Raw genomic sequence first — 20,124 nt, 5'->3', positions numbered from 1 at the left:
CGTCACAGCCACATCTTCGCAAGTGCGCTATACATGGTCGACATGGACGCTGATGTGATCGTGGTCGGGGCGGGTTTGGCTGGGCTGGCTGCGACTGCGGAGCTGGCCGATGCGGGGCGGAAAGTGCTGCTGCTCGACCAGGAGCCGGAGGCGTCGCTGGGTGGGCAGGCATTCTGGTCGTTCGGTGGGCTGATGTTCGTCGACTCCCCGGAGCAGCGACGGATGGGGATCAAGGACTCCCGCGATCTCGCGATGCAGGACTGGCTCGGCTCGGCCGGGTTCGACCGGCTGGACGACGAGGACAAGTGGGCCCGGCAGTGGGCCGAGGCGTACGTCGACTGGGCCGCCGGCGAGAAGCGTCCGTGGCTGCACGGCCAGGGTGTGCGGTTCTTCCCGGTCGTCGGCTGGGCCGAGCGTGGCGGGTACAACGCCGACGGCCACGGCAACTCCGTACCGCGCTTCCACATCACCTGGGGCACCGGGCCGGGGCTGGTCGCGCCGTTCGAGCGGCGCGTGCGGGAGGCGGTCGCGAAGGGGCTGGTGGAGTTCCGGTTCCGGCATCGGGTCGACGAGCTGACCGTCACCGGCGGGGTCGTCGACGGTGTCGCGGGCAAGGTGCTCGAGCCCAGCGACGTACCGCGTGGGGTGTCGAGCTCGCGGGTCGAGGCCGGCGATTTCCAGCTGACCGCGCAGGCGGTGATCGTCACGTCCGGCGGCATCGGCGGCAACCACGACCTGGTCCGTTCGCAGTGGCCGAAGCGGATGGGTGAGCCGCCGAAGCGGATGATCAGCGGAGTACCGGCGCACGTCGACGGGCGGATGCTCGGTATCACCGAGAAGGCCGGCGGCCGGTACGTGAACCGCGACCGGATGTGGCACTACACCGAAGGCATCCAGAACTGGGACCCGATCTGGCCGATGCACGGCATCCGGATCCTGCCCGGTCCGTCGTCGCTCTGGTTCGATGCCACCGGCAAGCGACTGCCGGTGCCGCTGTTCCCCGGTTTCGACACCCTCGGCACGCTCGAGCACATCATGACGACCGGGTACGACTACACCTGGTTCGTGCTGACCCAGAAGATCATCGAGAAGGAGTTCGCGCTGTCGGGCCAGGAGCAGAACCCGGACCTGACCGGCAAGGACATCAAGGGTGTGCTCGGCCGGGCTCGCGGCGGCGCGACCGCGCCGGTGCAGGCGTTCATGGACAAGGGCGCCGATTTCATTGTCCGCAGCAACCTTCCCGATCTGGTCCGCGGCATGAACGACCTGACCGGCGAGAACCTGATCAACCTCGACGACCTCGAGCGGCAGATCGTGGCGCGGGACCGGGAGCTGACCAACACGTTCACCAAGGACCTGCAGGTGACCGCGCTCCGCGGCGCCCGCAACTACCGCGGCGACAAGCTGATCCGGGTCGCGTCGCCGCACCGGATCCTCGATCCGAAGGCCGGACCGCTGATCGCCGTACGGCTGAACATCCTGACCCGCAAATCCCTCGGCGGTCTGCAGACCGACCTTGATTCGCGGGTACTGCGGGATGACGGCACGCCACTACCCGGCGTCTATGCTGCCGGCGAGGTCGCGGGCTTCGGCGGCGGTGGGATCCACGGCTACCGATCGCTCGAAGGCACCTTCGTCGGCGGCTGCCTCTTCACCGGCCGTACGGCGGGACGCGCTGCAGCCAGGGCCGTCGGGTGATCGTCCCCGGGGCCGAGCGCGAGGAGTCCGCGCGGCTGGACGACCTGACCACGACCGGCACGGTGGCCTCCGGACACACCAACCCCGCCGACTACGTGGGCACGACGCACGCGGGGTTGCCGGTGCGGTCGGGTGTGCCGGGTGTCCAGATCGACGGCTACTTCCCGTCCGACTCGCACACGAACGCCAACAACGGCTGGGATCACGACGCCCAGTTCGTGATCCGGCTCCCGGAGCGGTGGAACGGCGGCCTGGTCGTGACCGGCGCGCCCGGCGTGCGAGCGCAGTACTCGAACGACCCGGCGATCTCGGACTACGTGCTGTCGCTGGGTTATGCGTACGCCGCCACCGACAAGGGCAACACGGGCCTCGAGTTCTACGCCGGTAGCCGCGAGCCCGGCGACGCCATCGTCGAGTGGAACACGCGGATGACTGAGCTCGCCGTGGCCGCCCGCGAAACCGTCGCGCAGCACTACGGCCAGCCGGCCGACGAGGTGGTCGCGGCCGGTGTCTCGAACGGCGGGTACCTGGTCCGCTGGCAACTCGAGAACCATCCGGAGCTCTATACCCGCGGCGTCGAACTGGAAGGCACCCTCTGGAACGCGGACCTGAACCCGTTCTCCGCGCTGCCGTCGGCAATCAGGGGCTATGAGCAACAATCTCCCGAGCTGATCACCGCGGCGGGATTCGATCCCGGGTCCGACTTCCTCTGGGAGTACCACTTCACCGTCTACTGGACGTTGACCCAACGGATCTACACCCGCGAACTCGACCCGTCGTACCAAGGCAGCGAGGCGAGCTACGACTACTCGCAGCGACCCGAGGCGCACGAGGCGATCCGGCGGTTCGGCCTGACCGGGAACATCGGCAAACCGCTGCACAGCATCCATGGGACCTACGACTGCCTGCTCCCGATCACACAGTCCGACCGGTACGCGGAGCTGGCCCGACCGACCGGCCTGCACACGTACCAGCGGGTCGAGGCGGGCAACCATCTCGACGGTCTCGTCGACGCCCACCCCGACCGGCTGGTACCACTCGTCCCGCTGCTACAGGCCGCGATCAGAACACCATCGTGAGCAGGTCGGCGAACAGCTCCTGATCGTCGACCTCCAGGCCGCGGCTGGTGAACCAGGTGGCCATGTTGTGGCAGTCGCGGAGCAGGAAGTCCATCCCCTTGGGGTTACCGACGATGTCGATCACCTGTGGCAGGTCGATCATCACGATCCGGTCGCCCTGGGCGAGGATGTTGTACGGCGAGAGGTCACCGTGCGCCAGCCCGGCCCGGGCCAGCTCACGCATCCCGTGCCGGACCTGCTCGAAGTACTGACCGAGCAGCTCCTTCGACGGCCGGACCTGGGCGAGCCGTGGCGCGGCCCCGCCCTCACCGTCGTCGATGAACTCCATCAGCAGCTCGGTGCCGTCCACCTGGACGGGGTACGGCACGGGAACGCCGGCCTTCCACAGCTGGCACAGCGCACCCCACTCCGCGCCCGCCCATTGCCCCGCGGCGACGCTGCGGCCGTGCGCGGTCTTCTTCTGCATGGCCCGGCTGTCGCGGCTGTTGCGGATCCGGCGCCCTTCGACGTACGCCGTACTGCGGTGGAAGGAGCGATGCTCCTCGGTCCGGTACCGCTTCGCGGCCATCAGCACCGAGCGACCGGGATTGTCGCCGATGGCATCGACGGCACGCTCGACCAGGAAGACGTCGGCTTCCTTACCGGTTTTGAGGACGCCGAGCTCGGTGTCGATCGCAGCCTGTTCCGTCACAACCCACGAGGGGCGTGGTTCCGGGCCGCGAGAACCGCGCTCGACGTCCAGCCAGGTGGACCACCGCTGATCCGGACCGAGCTGCTCGTCGACCGAATGGAACTTGAAGACGAAGGCGTCGGACGGATCCGGTTGGGACTCGTCGCCGGTGAGTTCGGACCAGCGGGAGTCGAAGTCGGGGATGTAGCTATCGGTGAGGTCGTACTCTGCAGACAACTGGGGTTCTCCTGAACCTAGAGATGGAACTGATGCGGACATGCCGCAGCACAGTGATGGCCATCCGTCAGCCCTCCTTAGGTCCAGGCAGCGCGCGTCGCCGCTCGGGTCAAACCAGGATGCATGCCCGCTCCGGGCGCCGCAACGTATTTAACGCAGGTGAGAACGTGCGGTCGGCCGCAGCCGCAGTTCCTGGGCCGGCTTCGCCGTCCGGCAGACCAACTCCGGCAGCACCCGCTCCTGCCACATCCGCGATCCCGCCAACGCCCGCCGATGCTCGTCGTACGCCGCATCGTCCGCGAACCGGGCGAACCAGGCGAGCACCACCTCGTCCCGCAACGGCAGCGCCGGAAAGTTGTTCTCGGCAACCAAACTCTCGAACACCGCGACCGGCTCGGCTCCGGTGGCGGTGAGCACGGGAGCGACCTGGTCGGTGAAGAATTCGGTGAACCCGTCGTCCTCGGAGCCCCGGTGGTAAACAGCACCGGCGATGACCGAACCGGCGGGTGCGGTGGGCCTGGGCGCGTCCAGCGCCGGGTAGCCGGCGCCGAGCCGGAGCGGCCGCAGCAGCAACGCGTTGTCCGAGTCGATCATCGTCGCGTTCGCGACCGCGGCGTGCTCGCGCCAGACCGGGCCGTAGTAGAACGCCTTCAGCGCGTCCGCCCGGGCCGGCAGATCCCGGAATCCGCGGATCCAGACGAACCGGTCAGGATCGTCCAGATCGCGGAACTGACCGGCGATGTGCATCCCGGTCTGTTCCTGACCCTCTACGAAGTACGTGTCGAAGGTCTCGATCAAGGTGTCACGCTGCCCGGGGTGCAGCGTGTACTGGCGCAGGTCCACGACGGCGCAGCATTCGTTCATAGCTGCAAGCCAAGCATCGAAACCTGACAGTTATTGTCAGGAGACAGTCGTTTGAAGCACTCGTAACAGGGGAGTACTTGCATGCTCCGGCCGAGTTTGATCTGGTGGAGGTAGTGGTTCAGCCCCTTGCCACCCGGACATGTACGACGACACGACGAGGTTTCTCCCGTGACGATCGCAGCTGTCAGAGCCGAAGACTGCAAGCAGACCATCGCCGACGCCACCCATGAGCTCCTGCTCGAGGCGGACGCCGTCCCCGATCCCCGGCACCAGGCCTGCATCGACGAGGTCGTGCTGCTGAATGCCCCGGTCGCGAGGTCGATCGCCTCGCGGTACCGCAGCAAAGGTGTCGACGCCGACGACCTGGAGCAGGTCGCCTACCTGGGCCTGGTGAAGGCCGCCAACGGCTACCGCGTGGATGCGTCGACGGCGTTCCTGTCGTACGCCGTTCCCACGATCCGCGGCGAGCTCAAGCGGTACTTCCGCGACTGCGCCTGGACGATCCGGCCGCCGCGCCGGGTGCAGGAGATGCAGGGAAACATCGCCGCGGCCGAGCCGGAGCTGATCCAGCGCCTCGGTCACGTGCCGACCGATGAAGAGACCGCGGCGGCGCTCGGCACGGATCCGGCCGAGGTCGCCGAGGCGGCGTCGGTCCGCGGTTGTTTCAGCACGCTGTCCCTGGACGCGCCGGGTGCGCCGGAGGGTGGGACGAGCCTGATCGAGACGGTCGCCAACGCCGAGGACGGCTACGACCTGGTCGAGGATGTGCACACCCTGACGCCTGCGGTCGCGAATCTGGGTGACCGGGACAAACGCATCCTCCAGCTGCGCTTCTGCAACGGGTTCACGCAGGAGGAGATCGGCCAGGAGCTCGGGGTCAGCCAGATGCAGGTGTCCCGCCTGCTCCGCGGGATCCTCGACAAGCTCCGCGGCGAGCTGGCCGGCGGCGTACCGAAGAACGCGTAGCGGCGGTTGGCGGTGCGGTAGCGTCGCTCCTGTGGACTTCGAAGAGGCGGCCGATGCGCTGTACGCGGCGCCGGCGGCCGACTTCATTGCTACTCGCAACGAGCTGGCCAAGCAGCTGAAGGCTGACGGCGACCCGGTCGGGTCGACGCGGCTGAAGGCTATGCGCAAGCCGACCGTCGCGGCCTGGGTGACGAATCTGGTCGCTCGCAAGGCGCCGGACGAGCTGGATGACCTGCTGGCGCTCGGTGACGAGTTCCGTGAGGCGACCGCCGATCTCGACGGCGAGCGGTTGCGGGAGCTGACACCGAAGCGCCACCAACTGCTGGACAAGCTGGCCAAGGAGGCCGCCAGGCTGGCGGCCGAGGACGGCCAGAAGATCAGCGCGGACGTCGGGCAGAAGTTGCGCGAGACGCTCGACGCTGCCCTGGTCGACCCGGCCGCGGGCGATGCCGTCCGCGAGGGGCGGCTGAGCAGCGCGCTCCGGCACGTCGGCTTCGGCGTCGTCGACGAGAACGGCGAACCGTCCAACGTCACCCCGCTGACCGACGAACGCCGCAAGGCCGCCCGCGACCGCCGCAAGACCCAGCAGGCCGAGACGGATGCTGCCAAGGGGGCGGCCCAGGAGAAGGCTGCGGCCGCGCGGGAACAAGAGGAACGCGAGGCCGCCGAGCGCGCCAAGGCCCGGCAGGCGTTCGAAGAGGCCGTCGCGGCGGCGCAGGAGGCCGAGGCGAAGGTCGAGGACCTCGACACCCAGCTCGACAACGCCCGCGAGGCACTCTCCGAGGCGCAGGCCCTGGTGCACCGGCTGGGCGCCGACCTCGACGAGGCCCGCCGTACCGCCCGCGAGGCCCAGAAGGAGAGCCGCGAGGCGCGGAAGCGGTACAACCGGCTCTGAAGTGGGTACCGGCTGGGCCGACTCGGAGAGGAGCGGGCGATGGCACGGGCGATCTGGACCGGTTACATCAACTTCGGACTGGTCTCGGTACCGGTCGGGCTGTACAGCGCGACCCAGGAGCACGAGATCGACTTCCACCAGTTCCAGAAGGGGACGTCGGACAGGATCCGCTACAAGCGGGTGAACGAGCGCACCGGCCGCGAGGTCCCGTACGAGAAGATCGTCAAGGGGCACGACGTCGGCGGCGGCGAGTACGTGATCGTCGAGCCCGACGAGCTGGACGACATCGCGCCGGGCAAGTCGCGCTCGCTGGAGATCGACACGTTCGTCGACCTCGACGACATCGACCCGATGCATTTCCAGAAGAGCTACTACCTGGCGCCGTCGGACTCCGACAACGCCTCGTCGTACGCCTTGCTGCGGGACGCGCTGGCGAAGACGAACCGGGCCGGGATCGCGAAGTTCGTGATGCGCGGCAAGGAGTACCTGGCGACGATCCGGTCCGACGGGCGGGTGCTCGTGCTCGAGACGATGTTCTTCGCCGACGAGATCCGTGACCCGGACGAGGAGCTCGGCGACCTGCCGCGCAAGTCCGGCGCCGGCAAGCAGCTGTCGATGGCGGTCGACCTGATCGAGGCGATGAGCGGCGAGTGGAAGCCGGCCGCGTACAAGGACACCTACACCGAGCGCGTGAAGGAACTGGTGAAGACCAAGCACCAGGGCAAGGAGGTCGTGTACTCCGAGGAGGAGCCGCAGGCCACCAACCCGACGGACCTGGTCGCCGCCCTGCGCGCCAGCGTCGAGGAGGCCCGGAAGAGCCGCGGCTCGAGAACGAAGAAGACCACCGCGAAGAAGAAGACTGCGGCGAGGAAGAAGAAAGCCGCCTAGTTGCCGAGGAGGTAGCGGCTCGGGTTGGCCGGAGCGCCGGCGTCGAGCCAGCGGTGGAAGCCTTCGGGGTTGCGGCGTTCGAATTCGTCGAGGCAGATGCGACGTACTTCGGCGACGGCCTGGCGATCGCGGAGACCGGCTCCCTTGGACAGCTGCATCGCGGTGTCGGACCAGACGCCGCAGAGTTCTTCGATGCTCAGCGGGCACTGCAGCGACTCGATCAGCCGCTCGTCCTCGTCGAACTGAGCCTCGGTGAGGCGCTCGAGCCTGCGTTGCTTACGCGACCGACGCCGGCGTGGTGGCCGATCGGGCACCACGAGGTCGATGACGATGAACAGGCCGGCCAGCAGCAGCGCTGCCGCGATCCCGAGCGCGCCCCAGGCGAGCAGCCGCACCAGCCCGGGCAGGCACAGCACTGCCGCCGCGCACGCGGCCGCGATCACAGCCGAGGAGCCGTACGGCTCTTCGTCGGCCACATGCCGGACCACCGCGGCCAGCGGCCAGACCAGCAGGAAGACCACGGTCAGCAGGATCGACGCGGCCAGCGGACCCAGGAGCAGCACGCCGCAGAGCGCCCCGGCCGTCCCGATTCCGAGACCCGCCGCGACCCCCATTCGCTGTACCAGTGCAGACCGATGCATCACCGCAGCTCACTCATCGTCACCACAACCCAGATCCCCCTCCCCCGACGAACGAACGAGCCATCGGCACCGTTCCCCGTCCAGCGTGGCCCCAACCAGGTGAGGTGTTCAACCCGTGGGCCGAGCTGTGGCACGGACCGTCATCACGGATCATGTATCAGATGAGGACCTTCGCCGAACGCGTCCGCGGCCTCGCCCCGGCCCCGTGGGAGCACGATGCAGAGCTGCTCCGCGGCCTGTACGACGCTCAGCTCGGCAGCCGGCACGCGGACCTCGCCGCCCGCTGGATGCAGTCCCAGGGCACCGGCTTCTACACGATCGGCTCGGCCGGTCACGAGGGCAATGCGGCCGTCGCCGCCGCCCTGGAGCCGACCGACCCGGCACTGCTGCACTACCGCTCCGGCGCCTTCTACCTGACCCGCGCCGCGCAGTGCGGTTCGAAAGAAGGCATGCGCGACATCCTGCTCGGCGTCGCTGCGGCGACCAGCGAACCGATCGCGGGCGGCCGACACAAGGTGTTCGGCCGGCACGAGCTGTCGATCATCCCGCAGACGTCGACGATCGCGTCCCACCTGCCGCGCGCGATGGGCGTCGCGTTCTCGCTGAACCGGTCGGCGAAGCTCGGCGTACCGTCTCCGTGGCCGGCCGACGCGATCGTGGTGACCAGCTTCGGCGACGCGTCCGCGAACCACTCAACCGCGACCGGAGCGATCAACGCGGCGCTGCACGCGTCGTATCAGGGTCTGCCGATGCCGTTGCTGCTGGTCTGCGAGGACAACGGGATCGGGATCAGCGTGCGTACGCCGGACGGCTGGATCCGGCAGGCGTACGGCTCCCGCCCAGGCCTGCGGTACTTCGACGCCGACGGCACCGACCTGGACGCGGCCCTGTCGATGGCGACCGAGGCGGCGACCTTCGTACGGCGCAACCGCCGCCCCGCCTTCCTGCGACTCCGTACCGTCCGCCTGCTCGGCCACGCCGGCTCCGACGTCGAGACGGCGTACCGCTCTCCCGCCGAGCTGGCCGCGGACGAGGAACGCGACCCACTCCTCGGTACGGCGCGCTACCTGCTCGGCGCCGGCTACACGGCCGACGAGATCATCGAGCTGTACGAGGACAAGCACGCCGAAGCGCTCCGGATCGCGGCCGAGGTCGCCGGCCTCCCGCAGCTCTCCTCCGCCGAGACCGTCGCCGCCCCGCTCCGCTTCCCATCACCTGCGGCCGTCGCAGAGGCCCTGCCTGAGCGCACCCCGTCCACAGAACGTCTCACGCTCAGCCAATCGATCAACCGCGCTCTGAGCGACGTCCTCGCGTCGTACCCCGAGGCGATGGTCTTCGGCGAGGACGTCGGCCGCAAGGGCGGCGTGTACGGCGTCACCCGCGGACTGCAGAAGGCCTTCGGGCCGCCCCGCGTCTTCGACACGCTGCTCGACGAGCAGTCGATCCTCGGGCTCGCGCTCGGCGCGGGCGTATCCGGGCTGCTGCCGATTCCCGAGATCCAGTACCTCGCCTACCTGCACAACGCCGAGGACCAGCTCCGCGGTGAGGCGGCGTCGCTGAAGTTCTTCTCGCAGGAGCAGTACGCGAACCCGATGGTGCTGCGGATCGCCGGCTACGGATACCAGAAGGGCTTCGGCGGTCACTTCCACAACGACGACGCGATCGGCGTACTGCGGGACATCCCCGGCATCGTGATCGCGTCACCGTCGCGGCCCGACGATGCGGCCGCGATGCTGCACGCGTGTACGGCGGCGGCGCGATCGTCCGGCACCGTGAGCGTGTTCCTCGAGCCGATCGCGCTCTACCACCGGCGGGACCTGTACGACGACGGCGACGACCAGTGGCTGGCGGCGTACCCGGACGAGCCGGTGCCGATCGGCCGCGGCCGGACGTACGGCGACGGGACCGACCTGACCATCGTCACGTTCGGGAACGGCGTGCCGATGAGCCTGCGGGTGGCCGCGCGGGTGCCGGGCGTCCGCGTCCTCGACCTGCGGTGGCTGGCGCCGCTGCCGGTCGAAGATCTGTTGCTGCAGGCAAACATCACCGGACGCGTGCTGGTCGCGGACGAGACCCGGCGGTCCGGCGGCGTGTCCGAGGGCATCCTGGCCACGCTGATCGACCACGGCTACACCGGGCGGCTGGGCCGGGTGACGAGCTACGACTCGTACGTCCCGCTCGGCGCGGCGGCGCACGACGTACTGCTGAGTGAGCAGACCATCGAGACCGCCGCCCGCGACATGCTCAGCTGAACAGCCGCTGCCAGACCGACTTCTTCCTCGGCCGGTGCTCCTCGGCGGGCTGTTGACGCGGCTCGGTCCCGGGCCGGTCCATCCGCCACTGGGCGATGATCGCGTCCTCGTTCACCGGGCCTGTCGGCACGACCGGTCCGGTGGTGTCGCGGATGCTGATCCGGATCCGCTTGTTCAGATCGGCCAGGTACTCGCGGACCTCGGACTCGCGCCGCATCCCGCGGACCTTCTCGTACACCTGCTGCTTCTCCTTGCGGAGCAGCATCGCAGGCGGCAGCAGGGCCTCGGTCTCGACGTCCTCGCGGCGGATGAAGTCCTTGACCCACCAATCGGGATCGTGCTCGTCCGCCAGCTTCAGTGGTTTGCCGGCACCGGGCAGGTTCTCGAACTCGCCCTGGTTCTGCGCCAGCTGGATCTGCGACTCGACCCACTCCTGGTTACTCATACCCGGTGGTCTGCGCTTGGTCATGCCCACACCTCGCTGTCATCATCGACAGTTGCTTACCGGGAACCAGATTACTAGCTTGTGAATGCAATCACAAGGCATACTCGAAATGTGCAGCTGACCGACGAAGAGATCGCGTTGATGACGCCGGCCGAGCGGCGGGACCTGATCCTGCGGCTGGCGCCGAACCCGGGCGGACTGCCGTCCCGGCGAACGATGGACCGGCTGCGCAAGTGGCGGACCGTGCTGATGCTGGTCTGCGCGGCCGCCCTGATCCCGTGGACCGTGTACCTGGCGCTCACCCTCCCAAGCCACTACGTCGCGCGGAACTGGGTCGCGACCTGGGTGGGCTTCGACATCCTGCTGCTCACGATGCTGATCCTGACCGCGCTCGCCGGCTGGAAGCGCAAGCAGTTCGTGTTCCCGACCGCGTTCGCGACCGGCGTGCTGCTGATCTGCGATGCCTGGTTCGACGTGATGACCAGCCACCGCGGCGGTGACCTCACGCAGGCCCTGCTCAGCGCGCTGCTGGTCGAGCTCCCGCTGGCGTTCGTCCTGATCGCCGGCCCGCTCCGCCTGCTCCGGTACGTCGCCATCCGGCACGGCATGATCCACCCGGACTCGCACCTGTGGCGGATGCCGATCCCGATCCCGGATCTCTACCCCGGCAACAAGCTCCCACTTAGGGTGGAGCCTCACGACTGAGTTGCAGCTGGGAAGGATCCCGCATGGCCGTAGAGGTGCTGTCCGTTGTCGGTGGCGAGTGTGTGGCGGAGGCGGTACGGCGTACTCCGTCGACCAACCCTGCCCGGTTGAGCGAGGTCGTCGGGACGGTCGGTAGCGCCGGGCCGGAGGTGTTCGTCCGGGCCGCGTCGGCGGCACACTCCGCGCAGGCGGCGTGGGCTGCGACACCGGCGCCGCAGCGCGGTCAGGTGATCTCGAACGTCGGCCGGCTGATGACTCTGAACAAGGAGCGGCTCGCGGCGCTCGTCACCCAGGAGATCGGCAAGCCGCTCGCCGAGGCGCTGGGCGAGGTGCAGGAGATCATCGACACCTGCGACTTCTTCCTCGGCGAGGGCCGACGGCTGTACGGGCAGACCGTGCCGTCGGAGATGCCGGACAAGCAGCTGTTCACGTTCCGCCGACCGGTCGGGACGGTCGCGGTGATCACGGCCGGCAACTTCCCGGTCGCGGTCCCGTCCTGGTACATCGTGCCGGCGTTGCTCTGCGGCAACACAGTCGTCTGGAAGCCGGCGGAGTACTCCGCGGTGGTCTCGGACGCGTTCTACGAGATCTTCGCGCATTCCGGCGTACCGGCCGGTGTCTTCAACGTGGTGTATGCCGACGGGTCGGACACGTTCACCGGTCTCGAGCAGGCGTTGCAAGCCGGGCTGATCAACAAGGTCGGCTTCACCGGGTCGAGCGCGGTCGGCGAGCGGATCGGTGAGCTGTGCGGTCGGCACCTGCAGACGCCCTGCCTCGAGCTCGGCGGCAAGAACCCGATGATCATCACCGAGGACGCGGACCTCGAGCTGGCCGTGGAGGGCGCGCTGTTCTCCGGCTTCGGTACGGCAGGACAGCGGTGCACCTCACTCGGTACGGCGATCGTCCATCGGTCGGTGCACGAGGAGTTCCTCGACCGGTTCGCACACGCGGTTGCCGAGGCGGCGATGGGCGATCCGGCGCAGGACGTGCTGTTCGGGCCGTTGCTGGACGAGAAGTTCGCGGCCGGGTTCGAGAAGTCGCTGGGGTGGATCGAGCCGCACCATCGGGTGCTCGGGCGGACCGGGCGGGTCACCGCGGACAATCCGCGGAGCGGGTTCGTCGGCGATCCGGCGGACGGGCTGTTCTACCACCCGGTGATCGTGGCCGGAGTACAGCCGGACGACGAGCTGTTCATGAACGAGACGTTCGGCCCGATCGTGGGCGTCACGCCGTACTCCGAGCTGGACGAGGCGATTGCTCTGGGCAACAAGTCTGGGTACGGATTGTCGAGCTCGATCTACACAACGGATCCGAACAAGGCGTTCCGGTTCGCGCAGGGAATCTCGGCGGGGATGGTGAGTGTGAACAACTCGACGTCCGGCGCGGAGGCGCACCTGCCGTTCGGCGGCAACGGGAAGTCGGGCAACGGGTCGCGCCAGAGCGGGATCTGGGTGCTCGACCAGTTCACCCGCTGGCAGTCGATGAACTGGGACTACTCCGGCAAATTGCAGAAGGCCCAGATGGACATCGAAACCGTCGAAGCCGACTTCACCTTCCAACTCCCGTGACCACAGTGCCCGAGTCCGCCGCCGTCGTGATCGTGGGAGGCGGGGTGATGGGCACGAGCATCGCCTTCCACCTCGCAGAGGCCGGTGTCGAGGATGTGGTGCTGCTCGAGCGGGATCAGCTCGGCTCGGGGTCGACGTGTAAGGCTGCGGGTGGGGTTCGGGCGAACTTCTCCGACGCGGTGAACATCGCCCTCGGGGCGCGCAGCCTGGAGGCGTTCGCGCAGTTCGCGGAACGTCCTGGCCAGGAGATCGACCTGCATCGGGTCGGGTATCTGTTCCTGCTGGAGACCGACGAGCAGCTGGAGCAATTCCGCGAGAGCACGGAACTGCAGAACACCCTCGGCCAATCGACCCGGATGATCTCGGTCGACGAAGCCGTCGCACTCGCGCCGATCGTCGCGCCTGACGGGTTGGTCGGCGCGTGCTTCTCACCGACAGGCGGGCACTGTACGCCGGAATCCGTCGTACTCGGCTATGCGACGGCCGCCCGCCGACTCGGCGCGACACTCGTGACTGGATGTGAAGTTGTCGGGGTTGATGCTGTAGGCAACCATCTGACCGCGGTGCGGACCAACCGCGGCACAGTCCGGACGAGCACTGTGATCTGCGCCGCCGGCGCCTGGTCCGAGAGTCTTGCCGCGTCGGTCGGGGTCGAGTTGCCGGTCACCCCGCTGCGCCGGCAGATCGTGGTGACCGAAGCGATCCCCGATCTCCCGGCCGGGCTGCCGATGACGATCGACTTCGGCACCACGTTCTACTTCCACCGCGAGGGTCCTGGCCTGCTGGTCGGCATGTCCGATCCCGACGAGCAACCCGGCTTCCACCTGAACCGCACCGACACCTGGATCCCCCGCCTGACCGACATCATGGCCCGCCGCGCACCGTCGCTCCTCGACGTCGGCCTCACCGGCGGCTGGGCCGGCCTGTACGAGATCACGCCCGACCACAACGCCCTGATCGGCGAGGCGGACGATGTCTCCCGCTTCCTCTACGCGACAGGCTTCTCCGGCCACGGCTTCCTCCAAGGCCCTGCCGTCGGCGAGGTGATCCGCGACCTCTACCTCGGCCGCGAGCCCTTCGTCGACATCAGCCCCTTGAGCGCCCGCCGCTTCGCGTACTCCGCAACCCGGGCCGAACGGAACGTCGTCTGACTAGTTGACGACTGCGCCCGCCGTGAGGTTGAGGGCGGTCCCGGTCATGGAACGAGCCAGATCCGAGGCAGCGAACACCGCAAGAGCACCGACATCGGACAGCGTCGCAGCGCGCTTGAGCATCGTGCTGTCGGCGGTGTGTTTCGCGATCGCCTGGGCTGCCTTCTCGGGGAAGTCGGCCGGTACCGCCTCCGGGATTCCGTTGGTCTGCAACGTCAACACGCGAATTCCATGCTGCCCGAGCTCCAGCGCGAGACCGCGGCGTAGCGCCTCGACGGCACCGAAGCCCACTTGGAAACCACCGAGGTTCGCGGCCGGCTCGCCGTACCCGCCGAAGGTCAGGATCACGCCCGAACCTTGCGGGATCATCCGCCGCGCGGCCGCCCGCGAGGTCAGGTAGAACGTCCGGACCATGGTCGTGACCGGCTGCTCGAAGTCTGCGAGCGGCATGTCGACCAGCGGCGTACCGAAGAACTGCTGGTGGCCGATCAGGTTGAACGAGATGTCGATCCGGCCGACCGCCTCCGCGTGTTCGTCGACCGACTTCTCGTCGAGAGCATCGACAACCGCGACGTCAGCGGTGCCGCCGGCGGATCGGATCTCGTCGGCGACGCGTTCCAGGGTTTCCGCCGTACGTCCGGCCAGGTGCACCGTCGCGCCCTCGGCGGCGAACGCCTTGGCGACTGCGCTGCCGATCGGGCCGGCCGCGCCGTACACGATCGCGTGTTTGTCGGTGAGCATCATCAGTGGGCCTCCTCGGCCAGTTCGGTGACGAGGTCTTCGAGCTGCTGCATCGACGCGCGGATACCGCGCTCCATGCCGCCGGCGACGTACAGTTCGCGGTCCTCGACCGCGAAGAACACCGTGTTCTGGGTCAGCGTGGTGACCCCGTCGGCCTCGTCGAAGGTGATCAGGTTCAGGTAGACGGTGCCGGGCGCCTGGTCGAACTCGTACGTCTGCACGATCCGCTCCGGCGTCGGCTCCCCGTGGTACAGCCCGTGGAACACATAGCCCTTGCCGTCCCCGTCGTAGTGCGTCCAGCGCCAGCGACCACCGTGGCGCGGGTCGAGCTGGTTCACGACCAGCTCGAGGCCGGCCGGACCGAGCCAGCGCTTCACCAGCTCGGGTTCGGTGTAGGCGCGGAACAGCAGCTCGCGCGGCGCGTTGAAGTCCCGCGTGATGACGACCTGCGGTTGACCGGGCTCGGCGACGACCTTCATGACTGCTCCTTCAGGTCGTCGAGCAGCTCGTCCAGGCGGTCGAAGCTCTCCGCCCAGTACGCGCGATAGTCCATCAACCACCCGACCGCCGCGCGGAGCGGGTCCGCCTCGAGGTGACTCAGCCGCGCGGTCGCGCGCTGGGAGCGGCTGATCAGTCCGGCCTGCTCGAGCACCTTCAGATGCTTGGAGACGGCGGGCTGCGACATGCTGAACGGCGCCGCGAGCTCCGCGACGGTCGCGTCGCCATCCTTGAGCCGGGTCAGGATCGCCCGGCGGGTCGGGTCGGCGAGGGCCGCGAAGATGCCGGTCAACGCGACTTCAGAACCAGATGGTTTCAGAACCATATGGTTAAGGATGCGTCGGACGCACCCCGGTCGTCAAGGCCGGGTCAGGGATGCCGCGGTGTTTCCCAGCGGTTCGGATCGCACAGGGACGGATCCCAGCCGTGATCGATGCAGTACTGCCGGAGGATCTCCTCGCGGGTCGACGGCCGGCTGGTCGGGCGCGTCGGAGTCGGCGTCTTGGTGCTGGTCGTCGTACGCGTGGGCTTCGGGTCGGGTGTCTGCGTGCGCTCGGTGGTCTTGGTGCTGCTCGGCCGCCGGGTCGGCTCCTGGGTGGGACGCCGCGTCGGCGTACGGGTCGGAACCGGAGTCGTCGTCGGCACCCGCGGCGGCGTCACCGTCGATCGCGGTACGGCGGGCGGCGTCGTACTGGATGAGGCGGTGGGCGACGGGGACTCACTGCCGAAGACCTTGACGGCCGCGTCGTCCGAGCCGCCGCCGAACACGCCGAGCGTCGACACGGCCCAGAGGTTGACCCCGAGGAACAGGACGAGCGCGGCGCCACCGGCGTACATGACGCGTCGCGACGGACCGCCGTACCGGCCGATCGGGCCGCGGACCGGATTGCCTTTGCCGTCGACCCAGAAGCGCCAGCCCTCCGGGGCCGGCGGCCAGGACGGATCAGGGCGCCACGTCTTCGGTGGGGCCCAGCTGCGACGGGGTGGGGACGGCCAGTTCGGCGGTACCACGAACCGCTTCACCAGTAACTCCTCCAAGCTCTCGTGCAGGCGCGCACCCAGGCCAACGACTCAGACCCGATGCAGGCTACTTGCGACTCGGCTTCACCAGCGTGTCGGGCTCGCTTTTTCGATCAACCCAATGGATGAAACGGCTGCAAGTCAGGTTAGGCTTACCTACATCAGCCGCCGTTCGAAGGAACCATCCGCCATGGCCTTGTCCCGTATCCGGTCCGTCGCGGCCGTCGCGGTCGCCGTACTGACGCTCGGCGCCGGCCTCACCGCCTGCAGCCAGAACGACGACACCCAGAACTCCGCCGCGGACACCGGAGCGAACGCCGGGTTCCCGGTGACGATCGACCATCTGTTCGGCTCGACCACGATCAAGGCCAAGCCGGAGCGGGTGGTGACGCTGGGCGGCGGTGACATGGAGGCGTCGATCGCGCTCGGGGTCGTCCCGGTCGCGGGCGCCGACTGGTTCGGGAATCCGCAGGTGCGCGGCTGGGTGAAGTCCGCGCTCGGCGATCGCCCGGCGCCGAAGCTGATCCAGGCGTCGGAACCGAAGTACGAAGAGATCCCGGCGCTGAAGCCAGACCTGATCGTCTACATCAACACGGTCAACGACAAGAAGCAGTTCGACACCCTGAACGCGATCGCGCCGACGATCGCGGCACCGGCCGGGACCAAGAACGTGTACGGCGTGCCGTGGCAGGACCAGGTCCGCGAGATCGCGAAGGCGACCGGTACGGCGACCGCGGGCGAGCAGGTCGTGAAGGAGACCGAGACGCTGGTGTCCGACACCGCGAAGGCGAACCCGGACTTCGCCGGCAAGGTCATCACGGCCGGCGTGTACTCGGCCGACAGCCTGAACGCGTGGCTGCCGTCCGACCCGCGGATGCGGCTGCTGACGTCGCTCGGGTTCAAGTCCAACCCGCAGATCGACACGATGGACAACGGCGACTTCTACGTGAAGATCTCGCCGGAACTGACGCCCAAGCTGGACGCGGATGTGATCTTCATGGCTGCGCTGGACGGTTCGGGCAAGCTCGATCCCGCGGTCGTCAACGACAAGGTGTGGAACGCACTGCCGGCGGTGAAGGCCGGGCATGTCGCGTACTGGGGTGGGGCGCCGGTGATCAACACCGCGACGCCTAGCGGCGAGTTCTCCAGCGCGATGTCGATCGGCGGACCGCTGGGGATCAAGTACGCACTGCCGAAGCTCGTCCCGATGCTGAAGGACGCGCTGGCCGGGAAGGGCTAGAGCACGTTCGTCAGCAGGCGGGTGAGGTCCTCCCCGAACGGGCGGTCGGCGTCGATCGGAGGTACTACGTCGTCGACCGCCTGGATGAGGTCTTGCAGTCGCGGTGGGATGGGTCGGGCTGAGAGAGCGAAGGCTTGGCGTACGGCGAGAAGTTCGCAGGCGGTTGTCTGGCGGGTGAGGCGGATGGCTTCGGCGAGGTTGCCGACGGCTTCCCAGGAGAAGGTTTGGACGTCCTCTTGGCCGTTGGAGGTCTCCGCCGTACTGATTGCCGTGGGCAACGTCAGGCGGCGGAGCTGGTGGGTGGTGGCGACGGCGCGTTTATGGATCGCGACGAGACCGGCCTGCGGGCCCGGCTCGCGGGCGAGCTGGGCGGTGAGGCCGGTGACGCTCGGGTCGAGGAGGCGGTGGAGCCGGGCTGTTGATACCTCGGCGGCGTGGACGAGTGCGGTTGTCAGGTGGTCGCAGTACGCGGCGAGATCTATCCCGTGAAATCCGGCGGTGCCGACGAAGTCGCCGTCGAGGTACGCGGGTGAGTCGGTCACACCCGTGAAGGCGCGCTCTACGGCCTCTTCCAGCTGTTGCAAGGTCCTCCGCACATGAGCATTCACATGCCCCGCCACCCGGAACGAAACCGGTGCTTGCAGGCTACGCGGCTCCGGCTCAGGACCAGCCAACTCCCGCAGCCGACCAAACTCAGCCGCCAACACGTCGTCCCCACGAGCCGCGAGCGCCTGATACGGATCCCGGTTAGCCCCCACCACAGCAATAGCCCCCGCAGCCACCGCGGTCAGCTGATCAGCCAACCGTCGCACCCGGCTCGCATGTAAGGCCGCACGCCCGGCGGCGCCGGGCGTGCCGGCGAGGAGGGCGATGCCCTCCTTGGGCGCAAGGACGAACGCAGGCAGGAAGCCGTCCGCGCGCCGGAGCTCGGCCCCGCCGTCCACCGCTCGCGCGGGAGAGGCGGAGCCGCCAGAGGTGGCGCCAGGCGGGGTGGTGGCGCTGGTTGGCATGCGGACTTCCGCCCCGGTCGGCGCGCGGTTCTCAGAGGCGGTCGGCGGTTGGAGCCATCCGAGGCCGACCAACGGTCCAGCCGCGTGGGCTAAGGGGATGATCTCGCCGGCGGAACCGGCGCCTTCGGATGGGATGGTGGGGGTGTGGCCGCTGTTGATGAGGGCAACTAATTGTTGGATCAAGCCGATGGAAACGGCTGAGTCGCCGGTGAGGAAGGTTTTGAGGCGGCCTATGAGGACGGCGCGTGCCTCGTCGGGTGGGAGCCAGGGTGGGCTGCCGACGGCTCGGCCCAGGAGGAGGTTGCGTTGGTGGACGCGTTGTTCGGCCTCGGTCAGGCGGACCTTGCTGAGGTTGCCCATGCCGGTGTTCACGCCGTACACAGGCTCCCCCGACTCGAGAGTCTGAAGCGCAGCAGCACGAATCGCCGCCATCCGCTCGAGCAGCGCCGGCGCCAGCTCGATGAAGTCTGCGCTCGCGGGGTCCAGCTCTGCAGGATCGTTGATCATCAGTGGAACCGCAGCATCGTGCCGACCTCGGCGGACTCGGCCCGCCGCAGGATCAGATGAGCGATCGCGACATCCAGCAACGACAACCCCCGATGCCAGAAAAGGTTGCGCTCGGCATCATTCTCGCGACCAGCCTTCCGCCCGGCAACGATCTCGCCGATCTCGGCGTACAACGTCTCCGGCGACAACCGCCCGGTGTCCACGTGCCGCCGCAACGACCCGAACCGCCCCGACTGCGCCTCGCGCCAGTCGTCGACAACCACCTTGTCCATCACATCAAGCAGATCCAGCTCAACCGCAGACACCGTCCCATACGGTACGACGAACGCACCCGCCTTCACCACCGCCGTACGCAGCAACGGCTCCGGCTCCATCAACCGCGTCGCCTCGACGAGAACGTCCGCCCCATCGAACGCCTCCTCCGCACTCGCACACACCCGCACCGGCGTCGACAACTCGGTCGACAACTCGGCAGCGAACTTCTCCCGCGACTCCGGCCGCCGCGACGTCACCCGGATCTCGTCGAGGTCGAAAAGATCGTCCAGCATCGTCACGTTCCACCACGCCGTACCCCGGGCGCCGACATGCGCGAGAACCTTGCTGTCCCGCCGCGCCAGATGGCGTGCACCAACTGTCGTCATGGCGCCGGTCCGAGACGCAGTGATCATCGTCGCGTCGAGGACCGCCAGCGGCATACCGGTCGTCGGGTCGAACAGCGTCGCCATCGCGAGCTCGCTGGGCAGACCCTTCTGGTAGTTCGGGACGAAGTCGCCTACCACCTTCACGCCGCTGATCCCGTGCTCACCGAGACCGTCGAGATGACCGCGGAGGATGTTGAAGTGGCCGATACCGCCGTTGTCCGGTGTCAGGTGCACCCGCGGTTCGAACGCCGTACGGCCCTCGCCGTGCTCGCGGACCGCCTCTTCGACCGCGTCCACGATCTCAAGCCGGGTCAGCCCGAGCGCGTCGATGTCCGGGCCGCTGATGAACCTCAACCAGATGCCGTCCGCCACTTGGCTCCTTCGGTTGTCGTCGGTTGATACTTAAGT

20 protein-coding genes are annotated in these 20,124 nt (G+C 68.3%); 10 read left to right on the top strand and 10 right to left on the bottom strand.

Annotated elements, in window-relative coordinates; translation table 11 throughout:
* Positions 1 to 42 precede the first annotated feature (42 nt).
* Both ACFWUU_RS32475 and ACFWUU_RS32470 read left to right on the top strand, forming a co-directional pair.
* Complete coding sequence (locus ACFWUU_RS32475) at positions 43 to 1,698, top strand: FAD-binding dehydrogenase (RefSeq protein ID WP_380181232.1); 1,656 nt, start codon at positions 43 to 45, stop codon at positions 1,696 to 1,698.
* Positions 1,695 to 2,777 carry a prolyl oligopeptidase family serine peptidase gene (locus ACFWUU_RS32470; protein WP_380181230.1) on the top strand — a complete coding sequence of 361 codons (1,083 nt, stop codon included), beginning with the start codon at positions 1,695 to 1,697 and terminating at the stop codon, positions 2,775 to 2,777. The genes ACFWUU_RS32475 and ACFWUU_RS32470 overlap by 4 nt, the downstream gene beginning before the upstream one ends.
* On the opposite strand, the gene ACFWUU_RS32465 is transcribed toward ACFWUU_RS32470, so the two are convergent.
* The gene (locus tag ACFWUU_RS32465) at positions 2,761 to 3,684 is read right to left on the bottom strand and encodes a serine protein kinase RIO (protein WP_380181228.1); all 924 of its coding nucleotides are present in this window, start codon (positions 3,682 to 3,684) and stop codon (positions 2,761 to 2,763) included. The two genes, ACFWUU_RS32470 and ACFWUU_RS32465, sit on opposite strands and share 17 nt — an antisense overlap.
* A gap of 150 nt (positions 3,685 to 3,834) precedes the next feature.
* Positions 3,835 to 4,548: an NIPSNAP family protein gene (locus ACFWUU_RS32460; RefSeq protein ID WP_380181226.1), complete on the bottom strand. Its 714-nt coding sequence runs from the start codon at positions 4,546 to 4,548 to the stop codon at positions 3,835 to 3,837.
* Between the two features lie 168 nt (positions 4,549 to 4,716).
* On the opposite strand from ACFWUU_RS32460, the gene ACFWUU_RS32455 reads away from it, so the two are divergent.
* The 3 genes from ACFWUU_RS32455 to ACFWUU_RS32445 are packed head-to-tail and all read left to right on the top strand — an operon-like array spanning position 4,717 to position 7,297.
* Positions 4,717 to 5,514, top strand: coding sequence for a sigma-70 family RNA polymerase sigma factor (locus tag ACFWUU_RS32455; protein ID WP_380181224.1), 798 nt, complete (start codon positions 4,717 to 4,719; stop codon positions 5,512 to 5,514).
* A gap of 31 nt (positions 5,515 to 5,545) precedes the next feature.
* Positions 5,546 to 6,409, top strand: coding sequence for a hypothetical protein (locus ACFWUU_RS32450; RefSeq protein ID WP_137252437.1), 864 nt, complete (start codon positions 5,546 to 5,548; stop codon positions 6,407 to 6,409).
* A 39-nt stretch (positions 6,410 to 6,448) separates the two neighbouring features.
* Positions 6,449 to 7,297, top strand: coding sequence for a Ku protein (locus tag ACFWUU_RS32445; RefSeq protein ID WP_380181222.1), 849 nt, complete (start codon positions 6,449 to 6,451; stop codon positions 7,295 to 7,297).
* Here ACFWUU_RS32445 and ACFWUU_RS32440 read toward each other — a convergent pair.
* Positions 7,294 to 7,911, bottom strand: coding sequence for a hypothetical protein (locus ACFWUU_RS32440; protein ID WP_380181220.1), 618 nt, complete (start codon positions 7,909 to 7,911; stop codon positions 7,294 to 7,296). The genes ACFWUU_RS32445 and ACFWUU_RS32440 overlap by 4 nt on opposite strands.
* A gap of 188 nt (positions 7,912 to 8,099) precedes the next feature.
* Between ACFWUU_RS32440 and ACFWUU_RS32435 the strand changes: the two genes are divergently transcribed.
* Entirely contained in the window at positions 8,100 to 10,190 is a 2,091-nt protein-coding gene (locus ACFWUU_RS32435) for a thiamine pyrophosphate-dependent enzyme (RefSeq protein ID WP_380181218.1), read from the top strand.
* On the opposite strand, the gene ACFWUU_RS32430 is transcribed toward ACFWUU_RS32435, so the two are convergent.
* Entirely contained in the window at positions 10,183 to 10,659 is a 477-nt protein-coding gene (locus ACFWUU_RS32430; protein ID WP_380181216.1) for a DUF1992 domain-containing protein, read from the bottom strand. The two genes, ACFWUU_RS32435 and ACFWUU_RS32430, sit on opposite strands and share 8 nt — an antisense overlap.
* Positions 10,660 to 10,746: 87 nt before the next feature.
* Between ACFWUU_RS32430 and ACFWUU_RS32425 the strand changes: the two genes are divergently transcribed.
* Genes ACFWUU_RS32425 through ACFWUU_RS32415 form a run of 3 tightly spaced genes read left to right on the top strand, consistent with a single transcriptional unit; the run spans position 10,747 to position 14,059 of the window.
* On the top strand, positions 10,747 to 11,340 hold the full coding sequence (locus ACFWUU_RS32425; protein WP_380181214.1) for a hypothetical protein: 594 nt from the start codon (positions 10,747 to 10,749) through the stop codon (positions 11,338 to 11,340).
* Positions 11,341 to 11,363: 23 nt separating this feature from the next.
* Positions 11,364 to 12,908 carry an aldehyde dehydrogenase family protein gene (locus ACFWUU_RS32420; protein WP_380181211.1) on the top strand — a complete coding sequence of 515 codons (1,545 nt, stop codon included), beginning with the start codon at positions 11,364 to 11,366 and terminating at the stop codon, positions 12,906 to 12,908.
* Positions 12,905 to 14,059, top strand: coding sequence for an NAD(P)/FAD-dependent oxidoreductase (locus ACFWUU_RS32415; protein ID WP_380181208.1), 1,155 nt, complete (start codon positions 12,905 to 12,907; stop codon positions 14,057 to 14,059). Before ACFWUU_RS32420 ends, ACFWUU_RS32415 begins: the two co-directional genes overlap by 4 nt.
* Here ACFWUU_RS32415 and ACFWUU_RS32410 read toward each other — a convergent pair whose 3' ends face one another.
* From ACFWUU_RS32410 to ACFWUU_RS32395, 4 genes are read right to left on the bottom strand one after another with little or no spacing between them, the layout of a single operon-like run.
* Complete coding sequence (locus tag ACFWUU_RS32410; RefSeq protein ID WP_380181206.1) at positions 14,060 to 14,803, bottom strand: SDR family NAD(P)-dependent oxidoreductase; 744 nt, start codon at positions 14,801 to 14,803, stop codon at positions 14,060 to 14,062.
* Positions 14,803 to 15,279 carry an SRPBCC family protein gene (locus ACFWUU_RS32405; RefSeq protein WP_380181204.1) on the bottom strand — a complete coding sequence of 159 codons (477 nt, stop codon included), beginning with the start codon at positions 15,277 to 15,279 and terminating at the stop codon, positions 14,803 to 14,805. The genes ACFWUU_RS32410 and ACFWUU_RS32405 overlap by 1 nt, the downstream gene beginning before the upstream one ends.
* A complete protein-coding gene (locus ACFWUU_RS32400; protein WP_380181202.1) occupies positions 15,276 to 15,623 on the bottom strand; it encodes an ArsR/SmtB family transcription factor in 348 nt (115 codons plus the stop codon). The genes ACFWUU_RS32405 and ACFWUU_RS32400 overlap by 4 nt, the downstream gene beginning before the upstream one ends.
* 44 nt (positions 15,624 to 15,667) lie before the next feature.
* Positions 15,668 to 16,321, bottom strand: coding sequence for a hypothetical protein (locus ACFWUU_RS32395; protein ID WP_380181200.1), 654 nt, complete (start codon positions 16,319 to 16,321; stop codon positions 15,668 to 15,670).
* 187 nt (positions 16,322 to 16,508) lie between these two features.
* On the opposite strand from ACFWUU_RS32395, the gene ACFWUU_RS32390 reads away from it, so the two are divergent.
* Positions 16,509 to 17,558, top strand: a complete 1,050-nt coding sequence (locus tag ACFWUU_RS32390; protein ID WP_380181198.1) for an iron-siderophore ABC transporter substrate-binding protein — start codon at positions 16,509 to 16,511, stop codon at positions 17,556 to 17,558.
* Here the strand turns inward: ACFWUU_RS32390 and ACFWUU_RS32385 are convergent.
* A complete protein-coding gene (locus ACFWUU_RS32385; RefSeq protein WP_380181196.1) occupies positions 17,555 to 19,075 on the bottom strand; it encodes an aromatic amino acid lyase in 1,521 nt (506 codons plus the stop codon). The two genes, ACFWUU_RS32390 and ACFWUU_RS32385, sit on opposite strands and share 4 nt — an antisense overlap.
* On the bottom strand, positions 19,075 to 20,088 hold the full coding sequence (locus tag ACFWUU_RS32380) for an ornithine cyclodeaminase family protein (protein WP_380181194.1): 1,014 nt from the start codon (positions 20,086 to 20,088) through the stop codon (positions 19,075 to 19,077). Before ACFWUU_RS32380 ends, ACFWUU_RS32385 begins: the two co-directional genes overlap by 1 nt.
* Between the last annotated feature and the right edge of the window lie 36 nt (positions 20,089 to 20,124).

The organism is Kribbella sp. NPDC058693 (assembly GCF_042715335.1).
Classification (GTDB): domain Bacteria; phylum Actinomycetota; class Actinomycetes; order Propionibacteriales; family Kribbellaceae; genus Kribbella; species Kribbella jiaozuonensis.
The sequence above is the reverse complement of the archived record's forward strand: the minus strand, read 5'-3'. Positions and strand labels throughout refer to the sequence as shown.